The sequence below is a fragment of the Romboutsia maritimum genome, from assembly GCF_002251085.2.
In the GTDB taxonomy this organism is placed as follows: Bacteria; Bacillota; Clostridia; order Peptostreptococcales; family Peptostreptococcaceae; genus Romboutsia_B; species Romboutsia_B maritimum.
Window position 1 is genome coordinate 29487 of record NZ_NOJZ02000010.1, and the last position, 20294, is coordinate 49780.

The window sequence follows — 20294 nt, forward strand, 5'->3', positions numbered from 1 at the left end:
TACCATTTTAAAGCTAATTAGTGTATACTTTTTATGTTTTTTAGATATATATGAGTCATAATTCAATTTAGTATCCATAAAATATGGTTGAATCAAAATTAGATTTCAAATCAATTAGATTAAATAAAAATATTTTTTAAAATAATTCTAAAGTTTATCTACACAAAAAAATTAGCCCTATAAAAAGGACTATTTTTTAGTAAATCATATTCGCTAATAAACCTAAAACGGTCGTTATACTTGTTAACACAAGAACTGCAACTATGCCCATAGCTATTAGCTTATTCGTATTTTTCTTTTTAGATTTTGACAATTTAAATCACCCCACTAGTAACTGAAAATTATTACGAATTTATTCTTTATACTTATTACATATCACTTCTAGATATTTTATAAAGTCATCTTTAAGATCAGGCTTTTTTAATGCAAAATCTACAGTTGCCTCTAAAAAACCTAATTTATCTCCTACGTCATATCTTTTTCCTTCAAAACAATATGCATACATTGCTTCTTTTCTAGATAATTCTTTTAATGCATCTGTCAACTGAACCTCTCCACCTTTTCCTGCTGGTAAATCAGCTAGTATATCAAATATTTCAGGAGTTATTATATATCTTCCTAATATAGCTATATTTGACGGTGCTTTATCTGGACTTGGCTTTTCAACTAAATCTTTAACTTTATATACTCTGTCTTCTATATATTTTCCAGATATAATTCCATACTTACTTGTATCCTCTTTATCTACTTCTTGAACTCCTAATATTGTAGTTCTATATTCGTCATATGCATCCATAAGTTGTTTTAAACAAGGAACCTCATTATCAACTATATCATCACCGAGCATTACAGCAAATGGTTCATCTCCTATGAAATGTCTGGCACAATAAATAGCATCTCCTAGTCCTTTTGGTTCTTTTTGTCTTATATAATGTATATTAATCATATTGGATATACTTTGAACAACTTCTAATAATTCTAACTTTCCTTTTTGCTCTAGTTCTAATTCCAATTCTACAGATTTATCAAAATGATCTTCGATTGATTTTTTATTTCTTCCAGTAATTATAAGTATTTCCTCTATTCCAGAATCTACTGCCTCTTCAATTATATATTGTAACGTTGGTTTATCAACTATGGGTAACATTTCTTTGGGTTGAGCTTTTGTAGCTGGTAAAAATCTAGTACCTAAACCAGCTGCAGGTATTACAGCTTTCTTCACTTTTCTTTGCATAGCTATTACTACCTCCATTAGATTAACTACCATATTAAAAAGCCCTAAATATTAGGACTTTTTAATATATTTTAACACTAATCAGCTATGTTTGTCATGTACATTATTTTGAAATTATTTTTTCTAATTCTTTAACTAAAGAATCAAATTTATTAATAGTGTCTTGAATAGGTCTAGTGCTTGTTAGATTTATTCCACTACTTTTAAGTACATTTATAGGATAATCAGATCCTCCTTTTTTAAGAAATTCTGTATAGTTATCTGGTCCATTTTTCAATATATCTTGTGCAAAGCTTACACCCGCACTACAACCTGTTGCATATTTATATACATAAAAACTATTATAGAAATGAGGTATTCTAGACCAACCTACCATACCTAACGAATCTACCTCATAATCTTGTCCATAATATTGCTTTAATAATTGACTCCATTTATCATTTAAAACCAATGCATTTACATTCTTTCCGTCTTCTATCATTTCATGTATGCTTTTCTCAAATTCTGCATACATAGTTTGAGTATATAAAGTATCTTTTATTAAATCCAAATACTTACTTATATAATATGCTTTTTCTTTATCATTAGTTGAGTTTTTTATAAGCATTTCATATAATAAAGCTTCATTAGTTGTAGATGCTACCTCATGAGTAAATATTGATGGATTTGAATTTAAATAATTTTGATTTTTATCACTCATGTATCCATATACAGCATGACCTAATTCATGTGCTAATGTAGATACAGCTCCTAATGAATTATTATAGTTTAATAATATATAAGGATGATTATCATATACAGATAAACAATAACCTCCGCTTACTTTATTTTCATTAGAATATACATCTATCCATTTTTCATTAAATGCTTTATAAAGTATATCTCCATATTCCTTCCCTAATGGAGATAATGCAGAATATATTAGTCCTTGAGCTTTATCATAAGCAATATCCTGTTGTGTTGGCTCAACTATAGGAACAAACATATCATAATAATATACCTTATCTAAATTTAAAACTTTTTTTCTTAAACTTATATATTTGTGAAGGCTTTGTGTATTTTTATTTATTGTTTTTATTAATTGATTATACACATTCTCATTTATGTCATCTGATTTTAAATACATATCAAGAGAAGATTTATATCCTCTTTGTGTTGAATAAAATATATTTTTCTTAACTTGACCTGTTAGTAAACCAGACAATGTATTTATGTTATCATTATAAGCAATAAATTCATTTTGATAAACTTTTTTTCTACTCTCTCTACTAGAAGATTCTATTTCACTTGCGTATTGAGCCGGAGTTATATTGGTCTTTTTATCCATATTTCTAAACATTTCATATATCTCTCCTGGTAAGCTTCCTATATTAGATATATTACTAAGTAAATTTTCTGACTTGTCATCTAAATAATATTTTTTATTTCTTCTTATATCACTTAAGTACATCCCATATTTTTTACTTATCTTATTACTTGATGCAAATTTCTTATAATCAGCATCAGATAATTTTAAAATTTCTAATTCTAGTTGTGAACATATATTAGAATAACTTCTATAAACTTTATTCATTTCTTCATTCATATCTAAGTATTTATATGAATTTTTATTAGTATCTTGCTTTAACTTAGAATATGCTGAAAGTTTGTTAATTTTTGTGTCTAATTTTTCTTTTATATCTAGTGCAAAGTACAAATGAGTTTGTGATTTTGTAACTTTACCTATATAATTTTTTAATTCTTTTGTTTCTTTATTAAATTTTTTCAAATCAGCTTTCCATTCATCATCACTCTTATACAGCGATTGTAAATTCCAGTATGTTTTTGTGTAATCTATATTAGATTTATCTTGTGCTTCTTTTTTTTGCTCTACCTTTTCTTGATTTTCTTTGTCTTCTTTCGTATTATTCATTACTGTTGTAGTATCGCTCTCTTTAGAAAAATAAGTTCCATAGATATTACTATTTATTTGTATAATATAAAAAATAAGTATAAATAAAGGTATTATAATTACTTTGCATAATTTTTTCCCCATAAAAAGCCATCCTTTCACCAAGTTTACTTACTATTAGGATGGCTTTTTTAAGTCATATTATTCAACATTTACCATTAATAAATCTATTTATATCTATATTACTTATCCACATAGTTATACACATATTCACAGCTTGAATCATTTTTAAATCTTAGTTATTTCAATATCTATGCATATGTGATATTTTTTTACTTTTTTCTTAATTCACTGGTTTATTAACATTTTTTTTGTATTTATCAACAAATTTTATTCTTAATTTCATTTTTTTGTTGATAATATAATTTTTTTTAAGATAATTAGATTTTTACAGACATGATGCATATTGTTATATTTTGTCGAACTTTGAAATTCCAATATTTTGAAGAGTATTTTCTGAGTTTTTAATTTATCCACATTTTATTAACATTTATTTAAAGTGCTGTTGATATATTAAAATCGATCTAATTTGAATATATTTTTGTCACTAAAACTGTCATATCATCTTCAACTTCTCCCATTTGTATTTCTAATGCTCTATCTAACACTAAATTAGATATCTCCTTTGGGTTAGTCGTCTCTATATTTTGTAAAAAATAAATCAACCAATTGTCTCCGAAATCTTTATTTTTTCCTGCATCTACTATTCCATCAGATACCATAATTATATAATCACCATCAGAAAGTTTAACAGTTTTTCGGTCTAGTGTTACGTCAGAAAGTATTCCTACTGGTAATGACGACGATGAAATCAAATCTACTTCTCCATCTTCTCTTTTTATATAAGTTGAACAAGCTCCCATTTTCACCGTTTCCAACATTCCTTTTTTCAAATCAACGATACCTAAATCAATGGTTGAAAACATTTCATCAGATGATTTTAGTAAAAGCATATTATTTATAGTATTTATAACTATTTCATTTTCAATCTTTGCATCCATCATTTTTTCTAATATATCTATAGTTATAGATGATTCTTCATAAGCCTTCTTGCCTTTTCCCATTCCATCACTTATTGCCATCATATATTTTCCGTCATTTATATCCATATACGTATAATTATCACCACATAACATATAACCATCTCTAGACATAATAGAAACATCTGTTATAGCTTTGTATTTTTCTGCTTTTGTTAATATTATCTTACATTTTTCACCTAAACCTCTACATCCAATCTTTTGAGCTGCTAAATTATAATTCATTAAATCTGAGACTACGTTTATAATTTTATTCTCACATAAACATCCACAATCACAAAGTTTTTTATCTATTGTTATTTCGAAGTCATCCTTACCTTTGCTTAAGTAACTCACTCTATCCACGTAAATATCATATCTTTCTAGTTCATCATAAATATTTTTTTCTTTTTCTAAATCTAAAAAAATATTATTTTCTAAGTCCTTAGATAATCCTTCAATAGATTTTGATATACTTCTAATCTGATTTGCAATCAACTTTCTACTCTCTGAAAATTTAAGTATCCATTCATAATCTAGTGCAAACATTTTGTAATAATAATTAGTTACCTTAACAATTTCCTCTGGCTTCATACATTCTTTTCTAAAATCATTTGGTATATTATTTATATTTATATCTCCATATTCTTCAAATGATTCTAATATTTTATACATCATAGTATATGTATGATTAAACCTTGATTCCCAACACATTCTTCTCATACTACAATTTTTACACTCATCATTATGAATCATATCTATTACATTTGCTATATCTCTATGATCCATTATCTTGTCTTTTTCCCTAATCCTATCAAATGTATTGGCTAACTCATCATAAGTTTTATACATACTAACTAATCTATTGTTTGTTAGATTTTTACTTCTCATAATATAGTCGTATATCACTTCATTTGAACCCACATTTGTTTTCATAACTTTTTCTATCCTTGCAAAAAATCTTTCAGGAAGTAAAATTACGATTAAACTAGCTATTAAAATATCCCTAATTGCCATAATGTTAGAACTTAATCCTGATGTATAGGCATACATTATTATCCAACTTAATATATATCCTAATATACATAAATATTTATTTACTTTATTAAAGGCTCCACCAATCAACCCTGCAAATGAATAAACCCCCATGTAAATAGCAGATATTATATTGTTAATAATAAATGCTAAACCTACTAATACTCCACTTGTAGCCCCCATAGGAGGGCCCCCAATTATAGATGCAATTAAAATTAGCATAGTAGCTAAAACATGTCTTATAGAAATTCCAAATATAGCTATATTACCTAAGCCCATTATACTGAAAGTAATCAACAAACTTATAGATATAGCTTCTTCTAGTCTAACCGATATTCTATTATTAATATTTACTAATAAATTAATTCCAAATGAAAAAATATAAACTGCTATAAATGTAACTACACATTCTATTCCTGTAATAAGTAAATCATATATATATTTACTTGATAAAAAAGCTTGTCCTATTGATATCGGCAATAAAATCATACTACATATAATGGCAACCTTCATTGTAGAATTTACTTGTTTTAATTTTTTACTAATAGCCAAAATTATAACTAAACATATAGAATACTTTATTATAGATCCTAAATCATTAGTTGATAAAAGTATTCCCCCTAAAGTTAATATAAAAACTGGTATTTTATATCTATCAAACTTCGATATATATATATAGAATGCCACTCCTAAAGGGGCAATTGATTCTACTAAAATTGATCTACTTAATAAAAATCCCATAATTGCAAATATAACTGTATTTGAATCAATATATCTACCTATTTTTATGTCATATGATTTTAAAGATTTGTCTTTTATCGCCGTAGCATTTCTTTGCATAAAAAAACCTCCTCTTTTGTTTATACTGTGATTGTAACAAAGAGGAGATATTTTTTTTGTCATAATAGGTTTGTATTATCTCAAAAAATTAAGACATCTTTTTTAACTTATGACATATTAAGCCTTCCAAATTATCGTATTCACTTACTACTATACTTTCTAATTCTAGTTTTTTCATTATTATATGTAAAATTTTTACACCAGCAGTTATAATATCCGCTCGTTTAGGTTGTAATCCTTTTAAAGCTTTTTTATCAGTTAATGTCATCTTTTTTAAATTTTGTAGAATTTTTTCTATATCTTCTAAAGTAATCTCGCTATTGTGAATTTTTTCTATAGAATACACTTCTAATTCTTGATTTATTGCAGATAATGACGTTATCGTTCCCCCTATACCTACAAGTTTTTTAATATTTTTTTGTTCTATATAGTTTAAAGTATTTGATATCTCTTTATTTATAAAAATAGACATGTCATTAAATTCATCATTTTGAATAATTTCATGTTTTAAAAATTTCTCAGTCATTCTAAGAGCACCTACATTTTCACTTTTTGAAAATTTAATTCCATTCTCATCTCCTATAATAAATTCTGTTGATCCTCCTCCTATATCTATAACTAATATTTCTTCTTTTTGTAATACTCCTTGTAAAACGCCTTGAAACCCTAAATTAGATTCCTCTTGTCCGCTTATAATTTCAACGTCTATTCCAGTATTTTCTTTTGCTAAATCTACGAATACATTTCCATTCTTACTATCTCTTAGAGCTGATGTACCCATGCAGTATACTTTTTCACATCCTTTATCATTACATATATCAGAAAATTCCTTTAATGCATCTATATTTCTCTGTATAGCTTCATCTGATATAAATCCTTCTTTATCTACTCCTTGACCAATTCTAGTAGTATTCACAAACTTCTGTCTGTTATAAATTTTTCCCTCTTCATAATCAGCTATTAATAATCTCATAGAATTTGTTCCTATATCTATAGTTCCTATTTTCATAATTTTAACCCTCCTTCTTAAATTTCAAACAATAAATTTATTATAAAACAAAAAGGGGTAACTTAGTTACCCCCCTTTCCCATATCTACATATATAGTTTCATTAGATTTAACCATATTTAATCTTTGTCTAGCAATATATTCTAAATCGTCATTTTTTCCTTCAGCTTTAATTTTCTTCAACTTATTTATTTCTACATCAGTATCTTTGACTTGTTGTTTTAAATTTACCATTTCAGAATTATACTGTTTCTTTTTAACTAGTTGAAACACAAATCCAGTTATAACACTAAAAACTAGTACTACTAAAAACATACGTAAAATCACAATCTGACCCCAAAATTTTTTTCTTACGTTCATTATTTTATACACCTCTTTTAATTTTTAATACGCTTTATAGATTTTCTTTTGATACATCTTATAGCTGATAAAAATATATTCGGTATATAAAATATAATATCAAACATTAGGTGTATAGAATAGATTATTACGTAATACAAATTATTCAAAATAGCGACTATGTAATGTACTGTTTTCTTGCATGAATTTGTTGTAAACAAAATTATTTTATTTATTACTGATAAAACAAACTTACTTATGGTGTTGTAATATAAGATAAAACCTAAAAATAAAGCCACAAAATGATAATATCTTAAATCAAAAAATTCTATAGCATTTATTGTTATAAAAGTTATAAGTGTTACTAATATCCAAAAAAGTAAATCAAAAAATAATGAAAAATAATTTATAAATTTAAAATTATGTTTTAAACCTCTATGGATATCAAACAATAAACCTATAATTATACCCCCATAAATAGTCCCATAAAATACACTTACATCTTGAGTAAAAGGTATCATTTACTTAAATACTTTCTTAAAGAAATTTTCTTGTGGCTTTTTAGGCTTAGCATACATAATAGAATTTATAGTTCCTTCTATACTAATTAAATTTTCGTCTAAGCTAAGCTTACTCATATCTAAGTTTTCTCCTTCTATAACCATCTCTCCTGCAGACGTTTTTACCTCTACCTTCTTATCATTAAATGAATATATATGTTCTACACCTGAAACGACTAGATTAGTCCTTTCTTTTAAACTTATGTTATGTTCCATAATATCCCCCCAGTAAATATTTCAATATAATACTACTATAAATATACTGAGAGTTTATGAATTTTATTCTACTATATCGTACATTTCTTTAGCATCATTTTTTAAGACATGCTCCCTAATTTCATTCACTTTAAATTTCATCTTATTTTCACCAAATTGGATTTCTAATAAATCTCCAGTATTTACTTCTGATGAAGATTTTGCTACTTTTCCATTTATAGTTACTATCCCCTTATCACATGCATCTTTTGCTACTGTTCTTCTCTTTATTATTCTAGATACTTTTAAAAATTTATCTAATCTCATATTTAATTTCCTCCTACATAACAAACTATTACCTAATATCTATTATATAAATTTATTATATAAATTTATTATATAAATTTATTATATTTTTTTAATAAAATACAATAAAAAATTTTCTTATATATGAATAAAAGTGTGGTTATAAACACCACACTTTTGAATTAATTATGCATTTATTATATCTTTTAATCCTTTTCCAGCTTTGAAAACTGGAGCTTTAGAAGCTGGTATTTCTATAACTTCTTCTGGATTTCTTGGGTTTCTACCTTGTCTTGCAGCTCTTTCTCTTGTTTCAAATGTTCCAAATCCAACTAATTGAACTTTTTCTCCGTTTACTAAAGCTTCTTGAACAGATTGCATAAATGCGTTTAATGCAGCTTCTGCTTCTTTCTTTGTTAATTCACTCTTCTCTGCCATCTTTGATACTAATTCAGCTTTGTTCACAGTACCTACCTCCTAAAATGTTTATAATATAGAATTCTTACTTCTGATAAAAATTCTAGATTTTTGACAAACTTCCTTCTATTAATTTATTTCAATTTAGCTTTTTCCCATAATTCATCCATTTCTTCAAGTGTCATGTCTTCCAAATTTTTATGTAATTGAATGGCACTTTGTTCAATAAATTCAAATCTATTTATAAATTTATTAATTGTAGAATTTAAAGATTCCTCTGGGTCTATGCTTAAAAACCTAGATAAATTTACTACTGAAAATAATAAATCTCCTAGTTCTTCCTTTATGTATTTTATATTTCCAGCTTTACATTCGTCAAGTAGTTCTTGATATTCTTCTTCAATTTTTTTGAAAACATGAGATATATCATCCCAATCAAACCCTACAAGAGCAGCTTTATGTTGCACTTTTTCTGATTTTGTAAGAGCTGGTAAATTTTTTGGTATTCTTCTTAAACCTTCAGTTACAGTAGTTTCACCTTTTTCTTCCTTCTTCAACTCTTCCCATGTTCTTTCAAATTTATTCATATCTAATTCAACATTTTTAAAAACATGTGGATGTCTATGTATAAGCTTATTGCATATACTATTCGTTACTTCTTTTAGGTCAAAACTACCTTGTTCTTGTCCTATTTGACAGTGGAATATGACCTGTAAAAGGACATCTCCTAACTCTTCAATCATTTCATCTAAATCATCGTTGTCAATAGCCTGACAAAGCTCATATGCTTCTTCTATGATATATTTCTTTAATGATTCATGTGTTTGTTTTTTATCCCAATCACATCCTGATGGACCTCTTAAAGTATCCATTATCATTTCTAAGTCATGTACTGTATTATACATCTTTTTTGAGCTTTTTGGTATATATAAACTTGTTAAATAATTAAATAAATTTTCAGATCTATCTAACTCATATAATTTAACATATTTCTTACTTTCTAGATTTTTGACACCTGCACCGTTTACTATACATACTTCTTGATCATAATCATAATATTCTAATAGCTTTAACTTTACATTTGATGCTATAAATTGATCATATATTTGAGTTATAATCATACTTGTATTAGTATCTATATATGAATTTTCTATTTCGAAAGCATCTAATAGTTTAAATCCATTTGCAGGATCTATCTTTAGATAGTTAAACATAGCATCTACAAAGCTCATAGATGGTATACTTTCCACATCTATATTCTCTAGTTTTGCTATATTTTCTATAATTGTTACAGTTTTTTCTGCGACCCTAGGATGACCAGGAACTGCATATACTATATCACTTTCTTTAGATGCTTCTATTATAAATTCCGAAATTTTATTATATACACTTTCAAAATCATCTTCATTATCATAAAAATAATCCAATGAAGTATACTCTATAGTTTCTTTAAGCTTCTCTAAAGTTGGATGCTTCTCTGTTCTTAAGTATATTCTAGAGCCGGAATTTAAAGTCTCTAATGCTCCTTGACTTATAAGAGAGTAATCCCCTGGGCCAAGTCCTACAATACTTATCTTACCCATAATATCACTCCTAATAGTAGATTTCAATTATTCATTTACACAAACAAAGGAAAAACCAACATATATAAGTATTTCCTTTATTTGTATATATATACTTTTTATTATCTCATAAGATTTAATTTCTTAAGTATTTTATATATTTTATTACCTTTTGGCATTGTTAATATTTCTTCTTTTCTAATTCCACCGATTCCAAGTAATACCAATCCATATACTAAAGCTCCTACTCCTATAGCTAATACTGTAGCTATAGAATTACCTAGTATTCCAGATAAAATACCATAACTTAATTTAACAGTTACAAACATTGTTAAAACTGTAATCAGTGGTTTTATAATAAATTCTTTTTTTGAGAATCTTATTTTCATTGATTTCTTTACATAAATAATTTCAAAAACAGCTGCTACTAAATAAGCCGTTACCGTACCCATTGCAGAACCTAAAACATTTATACTCGGAATCGCTGTTAAAGTATAACTTATTGCTATTTTAGCAATCATACCTATTGATAGTGCTATTACTGGGATTATTGGTTTTCCTATACCTTGAAGTATTCCATTCATGGTTTGCATTAAACCTAAAAATAATACACATGGTGTAAGTGAAAATAATATAGTTCCTACTATTACCGACTCCTTAGGATATAACAGTTTCATTATTGGACTTGCCAAAGCCGCTATTCCAAAAGCTGCTGGAAGTACTATAAGTAAAGTCACCTTTAAAGCACTTTTTGTATCTTTCCTAGCTTTTCCTCTGTTTCCTAAAGCATAAGATTCAGATATAGCAGGAACTAAACTCATACTCATCGCTATCGTTATAACAGATGGTAAATTTATTATAGCCATTGCCATACCTGTTAATTGACCAAGCATAGCATTTGCTTGTGCTTTAGTAAACCCTGCTACCATTAGTCTTTTTATAACTAACACACTATCTATCATATTTACTAAAGGCATCACTGAAGCACCTATTGTTATAGGTATCGCAACAACTAAAAGTTTCTTTAAAATTCTAGAAACTCTTTCTTCTTTAAAGTTTTTACTTGCTTTCACTTCGGCCTTGCGTTTTTTAGATTCTCCTAAATATGCTATTATCAAATAAGCAATTGATACTATAGCCCCTATTGTAGCCCCTGAAATTGCTCCTGCAGCTCCTAACGCTTCTCCAGAAGAATTCATAAAGTAATAAGCTAAGCCTATTCCTAATACTACTCTAAATAACTGTTCAAGAATTTGAGATATTGCTATTTTACTCATATCTCTTCTACCTTGGAAATATCCTCTATACGAAGACATTACTGGTACGAATAATAATGCTGGTGCAATTGCTACCATTGCAAAATAAGCATTCTCATTTTCCATTATATTTTTTACTATGTATTCTGCTCCAAAGAAGAATATACAAAAGGCTACTAAACCAGTTAAAAATAATACTGTATATGATACTTTAAATATCTTATTGGCTCCTCTATAATCTCCTATGGCCATTTTTTCTGATACTAACTTTGCTAATGCAGTAGGAAATCCTGCAGTAGCTAATGTTAAAAATAAGGTGTACACAGGATACGCTGCTTGATAATATCCCATACCTTCTGACCCGATTAGGTTTCCAAGTGGTATTCTAAAAAACGCACCTATTATTTTTACAATTATACCTGCTGCTCCAAGTATAAGTGCACCCTTTAAAAACGAGTCTTTGTTTTTGTTATTATTCATAACATAACCTCCATAATATTTATGTAACAAATTTTAATATATCACATCTGTAATAGTATATTCAATAGATTAGTATAAAACTTCAAAAAGGGATTATCTCAAAATTAATATTTTTCAATCAAGATTTACTTAATGTAAAATATCTATTTCTTGAGACAATCCCTATTTTTTTATTAACTACTGAACTTGTTTTCCTAAAAAATTAGCAGCTATTTTAAGTATTTTTTCATCTGTTTCTGAAAGTATTTCATTGTCTTTTGCAACCAATGATATAGACCCTATACAGTCTCCAGATGAACTCACAATAGGCATAATTACTTGAGCTGTATATTCCATAGAATCATCTTTACATAATGGTACTATTTTGTTATCTTTAGAGAATTTTATTTCTCTATTTTCTATTAATTGCTCTAATTCGTTACTTATACTTTTTTCTTTATAATCTTTCTTTGGTAACTTAGATACAGCAATTATAGAATCTAAATCTGTTACTAAAACTCCATATCCAAGTGTTTCACCTAAAGTTTCTGTATATTCTTGGGAAAATTCATTTAATTCTCCTATTGGTGAATATTTTTTTAATATTACTTCTCCATCTTTTGCTGTAAATATTTCTAGAGGATCACCTTCTCTGATTCTTAATGTTTTTCTTATTTCTTTTGGAATTACAACTCTTCCTAAATCATCTATTCTTCTAACTATTCCTGTAGCTCTCATATTATAATTAATCCCTCCATTAGTAACTTTAGGTTTATTTTTACCATTGCTAAGAAAATTATACAAAAAAAGCTATGTCTTACTAAGACATAGCTTTTTTTGTATATTATTTTACTGTTATTTTACTTAAAGCACTTTCATTTTTATCAACTTTAGCATCTTTTACTAATTTTGAAATGCTTTCAGAATACTTTTGTTCTAATAAAGTTTCTTTTATTTTATCCTTTACATCTTTAAAAGGAATTTGTTCAGCAACTTTATCAGTTACCTTTATTATGTGATATCCAAATTGACTCTCAACTATATTAGATACTTCTCCCACTTTAAGTGCATATGCAGCTTTTTCAAATGATTCAACCATTTTACCTTTTGCAAAGAATCCTAAATCTCCGCCTTTTTCTGCTGATGCTTTATCATCAGAATTTTCTTTTGCTAACTCTGCAAATTCTTCTCCATTTTTTGCTCTTTTTAAAATTCCTTCTGCTTTTTCTTTAGCTTCTTTTTTCTTCTGTTCTGATAAATCTTTATTATCTTTATCTTTTGTAGATATTAATATATGAGATGCTTTTACTTCATCCTTGTAAAAACTACTTTTATTTTCTTCATAATATTTTTTTATTTCTTCATCAGATACTTTTGCTGTTTTTTTAAAGTTTTCCTTATACTTTTGACAAGCTAAATCTCTTTCTTGTTGTTCTTTTAAAAACTTTTCATCCAATCCTGCATCGTTAAGTTGTTTTTTATATTTCTCATCAGCATTAATAGCTTTTTTAAGTTCTCCTAAACTTTTATTTACTTCTTCTTCTGTTGGTAAAAGTTTTTCTTTTTTAGCTTGCTCATATAAAACTTCTGTTGAGACAATTTGATTTACTACCATTTCACTAAATTTATCTGAATATTTTTTACCAGGTTCAATTTCTTGATCCCATATTGTTGGACCATACATATACTCTATTGACTGTTTATTTAAAGCAAATATTTTCTTATAATTATCTAAAGAAATTTTCTGCGAATTAACTGTCATTACTGTATCATCTTTTTTTTCACTCTTACATCCTACCATAGATATTCCTAGTATAACTGCCAAAATTAACGACCCTATTCTTTTCAAATTCAAACACCCTCTCTTAGTTTTAAGTTATTTTACATTACACATCTTTTCTAATAGTTCTTCTAATTCCTTTACTATATTATAACCAACTTTTTCTTTTGTTTTGTATCTAGTTAAAGGAACTAATAAAACTTCATCTCTAACCTGTCTAACTTTTTCTATTTTTAATTGTTTACATAGCGATTTAATATAAGCTATTGAAATTAATGCATGTACAGGCTTTGGAATATCTGAGAATCTATCTTCTAACTCTTCTTGTATTTCAACCATATCTTCTTTACTTCCAATTGAAGCAATCTTTTTGTACATTTCAATTTTAATTAATTCATCGCTTATATAATTATCTGGTATATATGCACTAACGCTTAAATCAATTTCTACATCTATTTCTTCAATTATAGATTCTCCTTTTACTTTCTTGATAGCATCATTTAACATTTTTACATATAAATCATATCCTATTACCGCCATATGCCCATGTTGTTGAGATCCTAATATATTTCCTGCTCCTCTTATTTCAAGATCTCTCATAGCTATTTTAAACCCTGAACCAAATTCTGTAAACTCTCTTATTGCTTTTAATCTTTTCTCTGCTATTTCACTCAAGACCTTATCTTTTTCATACATAAGATAAGCATATCCTTGTCTAGAACTTCTTCCTACTCTTCCTCTTAATTGGTACAACTGAGCCAATCCCATTTTATCTGCATCATATACTATCATAGTATTTGCATTTGATATATCCATGCCTGTCTCAATTATAGTAGTACATACAAGTACATCAAACTCTTTATTTAAAAATCCCAACACTATATTTTCTAAAGTTTTAGAAGTCATTCTACCGTGTGCTACTGCAACTTTTGCATCTGGTACTAATTTTTGTATCATACTAGCCATTTCTTCGATATGCTCAACTCTATTATATACAAAAAATACTTGACCACCCCTACTTAATTCTCTTTCTATTTCATCCTGAATTATACTTTCTTTTCCTTCTGTAACATAAGTTATGACAGGATGTCTTTCTTGAGGAGGTTCTTCTATAACACTCATATCTCTTATTCCACTCAATGACATATGCAGTGTTCTTGGAATCGGTGTAGCTGATAGTGTAAGAACATCTACTGTAGATTTTATTTTTTTAAGAGCTTCTTTGTGTTTAACTCCAAATCTTTGTTCTTCATCTATAACCACTAGTCCTAGACTAGATAAATTAATATCTTTAGATATAATTCTATGAGTTCCTATTAAAACATCTACTAATCCTTTTTTAGCATCTTCTATTATCTGCTTTTGTTGTTTAGGAGTTTTGAATCTACTTAAAACTTCTACTCTTATAGGATAATTTTCAAATCTTTCTTTAAATGTATTATAATGTTGTTGTGCTAAAATCGTTGTAGGTACTAATAATGCTACTTGCTTTTGATCCATGCAAGCTTTAAATACTGCCCTTATAGCAACCTCTGTTTTACCATATCCAACATCCCCACAGATAAGCCTATCCATAACTTTATCTGATTCCATATCTTTTTTAGTTTCTTCAATAGCTTTTAATTGATCCTCTGTTTCTTGATGCGGGAATAGAGATTCAAACTCCCCTTGCCAAGGTGTATCCTTTGAAAACTTATATCCCTTTATTTTTTCTCTTTTAGCATAAAGTTCTATAAGGTCCTTTGTCATATCTTCTATTTCTCGTTTTACTTTAGCCTTAGCCTTTGACCATTCATTTGTACCTAATTTATTTAATTTGACTTTTTCTACATCAGCACCTATATATTTTTGGACTTTATCCATTTGATCTATAGGTACATATAAGTTATCTCCACCTTGATAAACTATTTTCATGTAATCTTTTTTTATTGCATTTACTGTGATTTGTTCAATTCCAGTATATCTACCTACACCACTATTTTCATGAACTACATAATCACCTATGTTTAAATCTAAAAAGGATTCTATTTTCTTTCCATTTTTATTTTTTTTATTTTTAGCTGCTGAAGTTCGTTTATGAACTCCTATCATTTCATGATCTGTAATTACAGCAAATTTTATAGTTTTATATTGAAACCCACTACTTATATGTCCTGGAACTATTATTATTTGAGATGATTTTATTTCTACATCTCTACTCTTAGAAACTATTGTATCTATTCCTAAATCTAATAATTCTGAATTTAATTTTTTAGCTCTTTCAAAAGTATTTGTAGCTAATAAAATTTTGTATCCATTGTATTTTAATCTATTTAGCTCTTCTGATAAAACATCTAATTTCCCACTAAATGTAGGAACTTCTCTAGATTCAAAATTCACTATAGATTTTATTGAAAAGTCATTTATTGATTTAGGTAACAATGTATTTATTACCATTTTTTTATTACCTGTAATAAATTCTAAATCTGTATAATGATATAATAATTTACCTTGATTCTTAATAGATAGACCTCTTTCAAGGTTCAACTTATAATTTTCTTTGAATTCATTTACATAATTATCACATCTTTCTTTAAGCCTTGATATGTCATTTATAAATACTAGCGCATTGTCCTTTAAATATGTAAATAAACTTTTATTTTCCTCTGTATATATATAATCTATATAATTTTCTATACCTTCAAAATAAGTCTTACTACTTATATTGTCTATATTTTTAAATACATCTTCATCTGTATATTTTGTTGTATCTTTCTTCAATCTTTCTACAGAATCTGATGTATTACTTGGATATATAAATTCTCTAGAAGGTGTTATAAAAAATTGCTTAATCTTATCAATAGATTTTTGTGTAAACACATCAAAAGTTCGTATAGAATCGATTTCATCATCAAATAATTCCATACGAATTGGACTTGAATACTCTAGAGAGAATATGTCTATAATCCCTCCTCTTATACTAAACTGACCAAACCCCTCTATTTTTGAAACTCTTTCATATCCTAAATTTACTAGCTTTTCACTTAGTTTATCTAAATTTATAATATCTCCCACTTTATAAGTAATTACATTATCTAATAATATTTCTTTAGGAGTATATTTTTTCAATATAGCTTCAACCGAAGTAACTAAAATTATATCTTCTTCTTTAGCTAGCTTAAGTAATACCTTTAATTTTTTTGCTTCTTCATTTCTATCCTTTGCATCTAAATGATAAAAATATATATCTTGGAAACCTAGATATTCTACTTTATCTTTAATATAAAAACTTAAATCTTCATAAACTTTTTTTGCCTCTAAATCACTACTTGCCACAAATACTATTTGTCTTTGCAAATCTTTAAATATTGAATATGCTATATGAGGCTTTTGCATTGGTAAAAGGCCATTAATTAATAATGAGCCTTTATTTGTTTGTATGCAGTTTATTACATCTTTATATTCTTTGGAGTTTTGCAAAGGGTATACAAAAACGTCATTCATATAAATCTCCCTCTCACTATCCGTTATATTTGTTCATAGCTGTATCTATATTTTCTTTAATTATAGAATCAACAGCACGATATGCTTTTTCTAGCCCCTCTTCTAAACAATCATTTTCTTCTTTTCTAAATCTAGAAAGAACAAAATCAGCTAAATCTTGTCCTAAAGCTGGTTTAGATACACCTACTCTCACTCTAGGAAACTCTGTAGATCCTAAGCATTTTACTATAGATCTCATTCCATTATGAGTTCCTCCACTACCTTTTTTTCTTATTCTTATTTTTCCAACATCTAAATCTATATCATCATAGATTACTACTATGTTATTCAAATCTACTTTATAATATTTATATATATCTATTAAAGTTTCTCCACTTAAATTCATGTATGTTTGAGGTTTAACTAATAGAACTTTTTCATTTCCAATTCTACCCTCACCTATTAATGCCTTATGTTTTATTTTCGTCACACTTATGCCATATTCCTTTGATAGAATATCTATAACATTAAATCCAACATTATGTCTAGTATTTTCATATTGCTTTCCTGGATTTCCTAACCCTACTATTACGTACATTTATTCTCCTCCTTCATGAGTTCCTGTATAATATGCCAAAATAAAAGTTAAATAATTCATATCTAGTTAGCATTATTATAATTGTAGCTAAATATATAAATGGAGCAAATGATATTACCTTTAAATAAAATTGTATTATCTTTACAATCTTTTCCAAATATACTATTACTATAAAAATCACACCTTGAATAATTATACCACTAACTATTGTTATATCATATATATATGTCACATGGTAATCTATTATAGATACATAAATTATAATAGTATTAAATAAACTTTTATTGATTTTCTCTTCCAAAATGTATAAATATTTATTTGTTTCATAATATAAAAATAAAACGTCACCAATAGACGCTTTATCTTTTTTTGGTATCTTTAATTTAATGTATTTAAGAAATTAAATTAAAGATATATACCAATCTATAATATTATTTCCATATATCATGACTATAATAGCTGAAATAGATATGAATGGTCCATATGGAATCATGGAGTTATACTTAGTTTTTTTTATTTTACTATATAGAATTACTACTAATCCATAGATTGCTCCAACATAAATACTTATAAGTATTGTTAGTAATCCGTCTTTTACACCTAAAAATAGACCTATCATTCCAAACAACTTTATATCGCCTCTACCCATACATTCTTTTCTTATTATTATTTCTATTAATTTTATTAGTGTTAACATTCCTACACCTGAAATAATAGCTCCTAAAACACAATCTATTATATTAATTTGTACTCCAAACATATTAGATATAAATGCAAATATAGCACCTAGAATAAGTAATTCATCTAGAATTATAAAATACTCTATATCTACAAAAGTTATTATTATTAATAATGATACTAATAATAAAAAATAAGGCGTCTTTAATGTAAATCCATATAAATTATATACTAAAAGAAATAAAATACCTGTAATAAATTCTACTAATGAATATCTAATCGATATTTTTTCTTTACAATATCTACACTTTCTTTTTGAACATATATAGCTTATTATCGGAATTAAATCTATAGGTTTAAGCCTAGTATTACAACTTGTACAATGTGATGGTGGATTAACTATAGATTCATTTTTTGGAATTCTATAAATACATACATTAAAAAAACTTCCAAAAATTATTCCTATCATAAATATATATCCTTTAATTATATATTCCATTATAAATCAATCCACCTAACATTTTATTTACAAAATCTGGATCTGTAGATCTACTAAGAGCCATATTTCTTGATATTTTGCTACTTTTACTTAGCTCTATTAAATCTTGGTCCATAGTTTTCATTCCTTGTTTTGTACTTGTCTGAATTACATTCGGTATTTGATAAGTTTTACCTTCTCTTATTAAATTTTTTATAGCAGGATTTGCCATCATTATCTCTAAGGCAACAACTCTCGATTCTTCATCTATAGATGGTATTAATTGCTGAGATATTACACCTTCACATACTGTTGATAATTGAGTTCTTATCTGTTGTTGTTGAGCTGGTTCAAACATATCAACTATTCTATCTATAGTTTTAGATGCTCCCATTGTATGAAGTGTTGAAAATACTAAATGTCCTGTTTCTGCAGCTGTTAATGCTATTGATACAGTTTCAGGGTCTCTCATTTCCCCTATAAGTATCACGTCTGGATCTTGACGAAGTATTGCTCTTAATGCAACATTAAAGCTCTCTGTGTCCGTCCCAACTTCTCTTTGATTTACTAAACTTCTTTTATGATTATGAACATACTCTATTGGATCTTCTAAAGTTATTATATGTTTTTGTTGATTTTCATTTATTATATTAATCATGCTTGCTAAAGTTGTACTCTTTCCACTACCAGTAGGTCCCGTTACCAATACCAATCCCTTATACTTTTGTGTAAAATTTTTTATCGTTTCTGGTAATCCTAATTGTTCAAAAGTAGGTATTTCAGCTGTTATAGTTCTAATGGCAATTGCATAATTACCTTTTTGTTTATATGCATTTACCCTAAATCTTTCTCCTGTTTCTAATGATGCTGAAAAATCTGCTTCTCCATGATTTTCTACTTTTTCAATCAATTTATCTCTAGCTATTTCTTTTGTCATTTGCTTAGTTATTTGCTTCGTTAAAATTAAATCATTTAAATCTATAAATTTCCCTTTTACTCTTGCTATAGGTTTAGCTCCTACTGTTATATGTACATCTGATGCTTTTAATTTTACTGCTTGTCTTAACAAATCAAATATACTCATTATATATCTCCTTATAAATAATAATTAATATGT

17 protein-coding genes are annotated in these 20294 nt (G+C 27.0%); all 17 read right to left on the reverse strand.

The genetic code is table 11. From position 1 onward, the window contains the following. Positions 1 to 352: 352 nt before the first annotated feature. The gene (gene galU / locus CHF27_RS07370; RefSeq protein WP_095404604.1) at positions 353 to 1234 is read right to left on the reverse strand and encodes a UTP--glucose-1-phosphate uridylyltransferase GalU; all 882 of its coding nucleotides are present in this window, start codon (positions 1232 to 1234) and stop codon (positions 353 to 355) included. A 103-nt stretch (positions 1235 to 1337) separates the two neighbouring features. Next, positions 1338 to 3269, reverse strand: a complete 1932-nt coding sequence (pepF, locus tag CHF27_RS07375; protein WP_095404568.1) for an oligoendopeptidase F — start codon at positions 3267 to 3269, stop codon at positions 1338 to 1340. A gap of 440 nt (positions 3270 to 3709) precedes the next feature. Beyond that, positions 3710 to 6079 (reverse strand): stage II sporulation protein E, encoded by a 2370-nt coding sequence (gene spoIIE, locus CHF27_RS07380; protein WP_095404567.1) that lies wholly within the window; start codon positions 6077 to 6079, stop codon positions 3710 to 3712. 88 nt (positions 6080 to 6167) lie between these two features. After that, positions 6168 to 7088: a Ppx/GppA phosphatase family protein gene (locus CHF27_RS07385; protein WP_095404566.1), complete on the reverse strand. Its 921-nt coding sequence runs from the start codon at positions 7086 to 7088 to the stop codon at positions 6168 to 6170. Positions 7089 to 7150: 62 nt separating this feature from the next. Further along, positions 7151 to 7447, reverse strand: a complete 297-nt coding sequence (locus tag CHF27_RS07390; protein ID WP_095404565.1) for an FtsB family cell division protein — start codon at positions 7445 to 7447, stop codon at positions 7151 to 7153. A 17-nt stretch (positions 7448 to 7464) separates the two neighbouring features. Continuing rightward, a complete protein-coding gene (gene yabQ, locus CHF27_RS14700; RefSeq protein ID WP_095404564.1) occupies positions 7465 to 7947 on the reverse strand; it encodes a spore cortex biosynthesis protein YabQ in 483 nt (160 codons plus the stop codon). Next, positions 7948 to 8202: a YabP/YqfC family sporulation protein gene (locus tag CHF27_RS07400; RefSeq protein WP_095404563.1), complete on the reverse strand. Its 255-nt coding sequence runs from the start codon at positions 8200 to 8202 to the stop codon at positions 7948 to 7950. It abuts the gene before it with no gap. 63 nt (positions 8203 to 8265) lie between these two features. Then, positions 8266 to 8508 (reverse strand): RNA-binding S4 domain-containing protein, encoded by a 243-nt coding sequence (locus CHF27_RS07405; RefSeq protein ID WP_095404562.1) that lies wholly within the window; start codon positions 8506 to 8508, stop codon positions 8266 to 8268. A 165-nt stretch (positions 8509 to 8673) separates the two neighbouring features. Next, positions 8674 to 8952, reverse strand: coding sequence for an HU family DNA-binding protein (locus tag CHF27_RS07410; RefSeq protein WP_095404561.1), 279 nt, complete (start codon positions 8950 to 8952; stop codon positions 8674 to 8676). Between the two features lie 86 nt (positions 8953 to 9038). Further along, the gene (yabN, locus tag CHF27_RS07415) at positions 9039 to 10487 is read right to left on the reverse strand and encodes a bifunctional methyltransferase/pyrophosphohydrolase YabN (RefSeq protein ID WP_095404560.1); all 1449 of its coding nucleotides are present in this window, start codon (positions 10485 to 10487) and stop codon (positions 9039 to 9041) included. A 101-nt stretch (positions 10488 to 10588) separates the two neighbouring features. Further along, the gene (locus CHF27_RS07420) at positions 10589 to 12202 is read right to left on the reverse strand and encodes a putative polysaccharide biosynthesis protein (protein ID WP_095404559.1); all 1614 of its coding nucleotides are present in this window, start codon (positions 12200 to 12202) and stop codon (positions 10589 to 10591) included. A 177-nt stretch (positions 12203 to 12379) separates the two neighbouring features. Beyond that, positions 12380 to 12919 (reverse strand): stage V sporulation T C-terminal domain-containing protein, encoded by a 540-nt coding sequence (locus tag CHF27_RS07425; protein ID WP_095404558.1) that lies wholly within the window; start codon positions 12917 to 12919, stop codon positions 12380 to 12382. Between the two features lie 106 nt (positions 12920 to 13025). Next, positions 13026 to 14030 (reverse strand): peptidylprolyl isomerase, encoded by a 1005-nt coding sequence (locus tag CHF27_RS07430; protein WP_095404557.1) that lies wholly within the window; start codon positions 14028 to 14030, stop codon positions 13026 to 13028. Between the two features lie 27 nt (positions 14031 to 14057). Then, positions 14058 to 17444, reverse strand: a complete 3387-nt coding sequence (gene mfd, locus CHF27_RS07435; protein ID WP_095404556.1) for a transcription-repair coupling factor — start codon at positions 17442 to 17444, stop codon at positions 14058 to 14060. 16 nt (positions 17445 to 17460) lie between these two features. After that, entirely contained in the window at positions 17461 to 18021 is a 561-nt protein-coding gene (pth, locus tag CHF27_RS07440; RefSeq protein WP_095404555.1) for an aminoacyl-tRNA hydrolase, read from the reverse strand. A gap of 400 nt (positions 18022 to 18421) precedes the next feature. Beyond that, on the reverse strand, positions 18422 to 19198 hold the full coding sequence (locus tag CHF27_RS07450) for a prepilin peptidase (protein WP_095404553.1): 777 nt from the start codon (positions 19196 to 19198) through the stop codon (positions 18422 to 18424). Beyond that, positions 19182 to 20261 carry a type IV pilus twitching motility protein PilT gene (locus tag CHF27_RS07455; RefSeq protein ID WP_095404552.1) on the reverse strand — a complete coding sequence of 360 codons (1080 nt, stop codon included), beginning with the start codon at positions 20259 to 20261 and terminating at the stop codon, positions 19182 to 19184. Before CHF27_RS07455 ends, CHF27_RS07450 begins: the two co-directional genes overlap by 17 nt. Between the last annotated feature and the right edge of the window lie 33 nt (positions 20262 to 20294).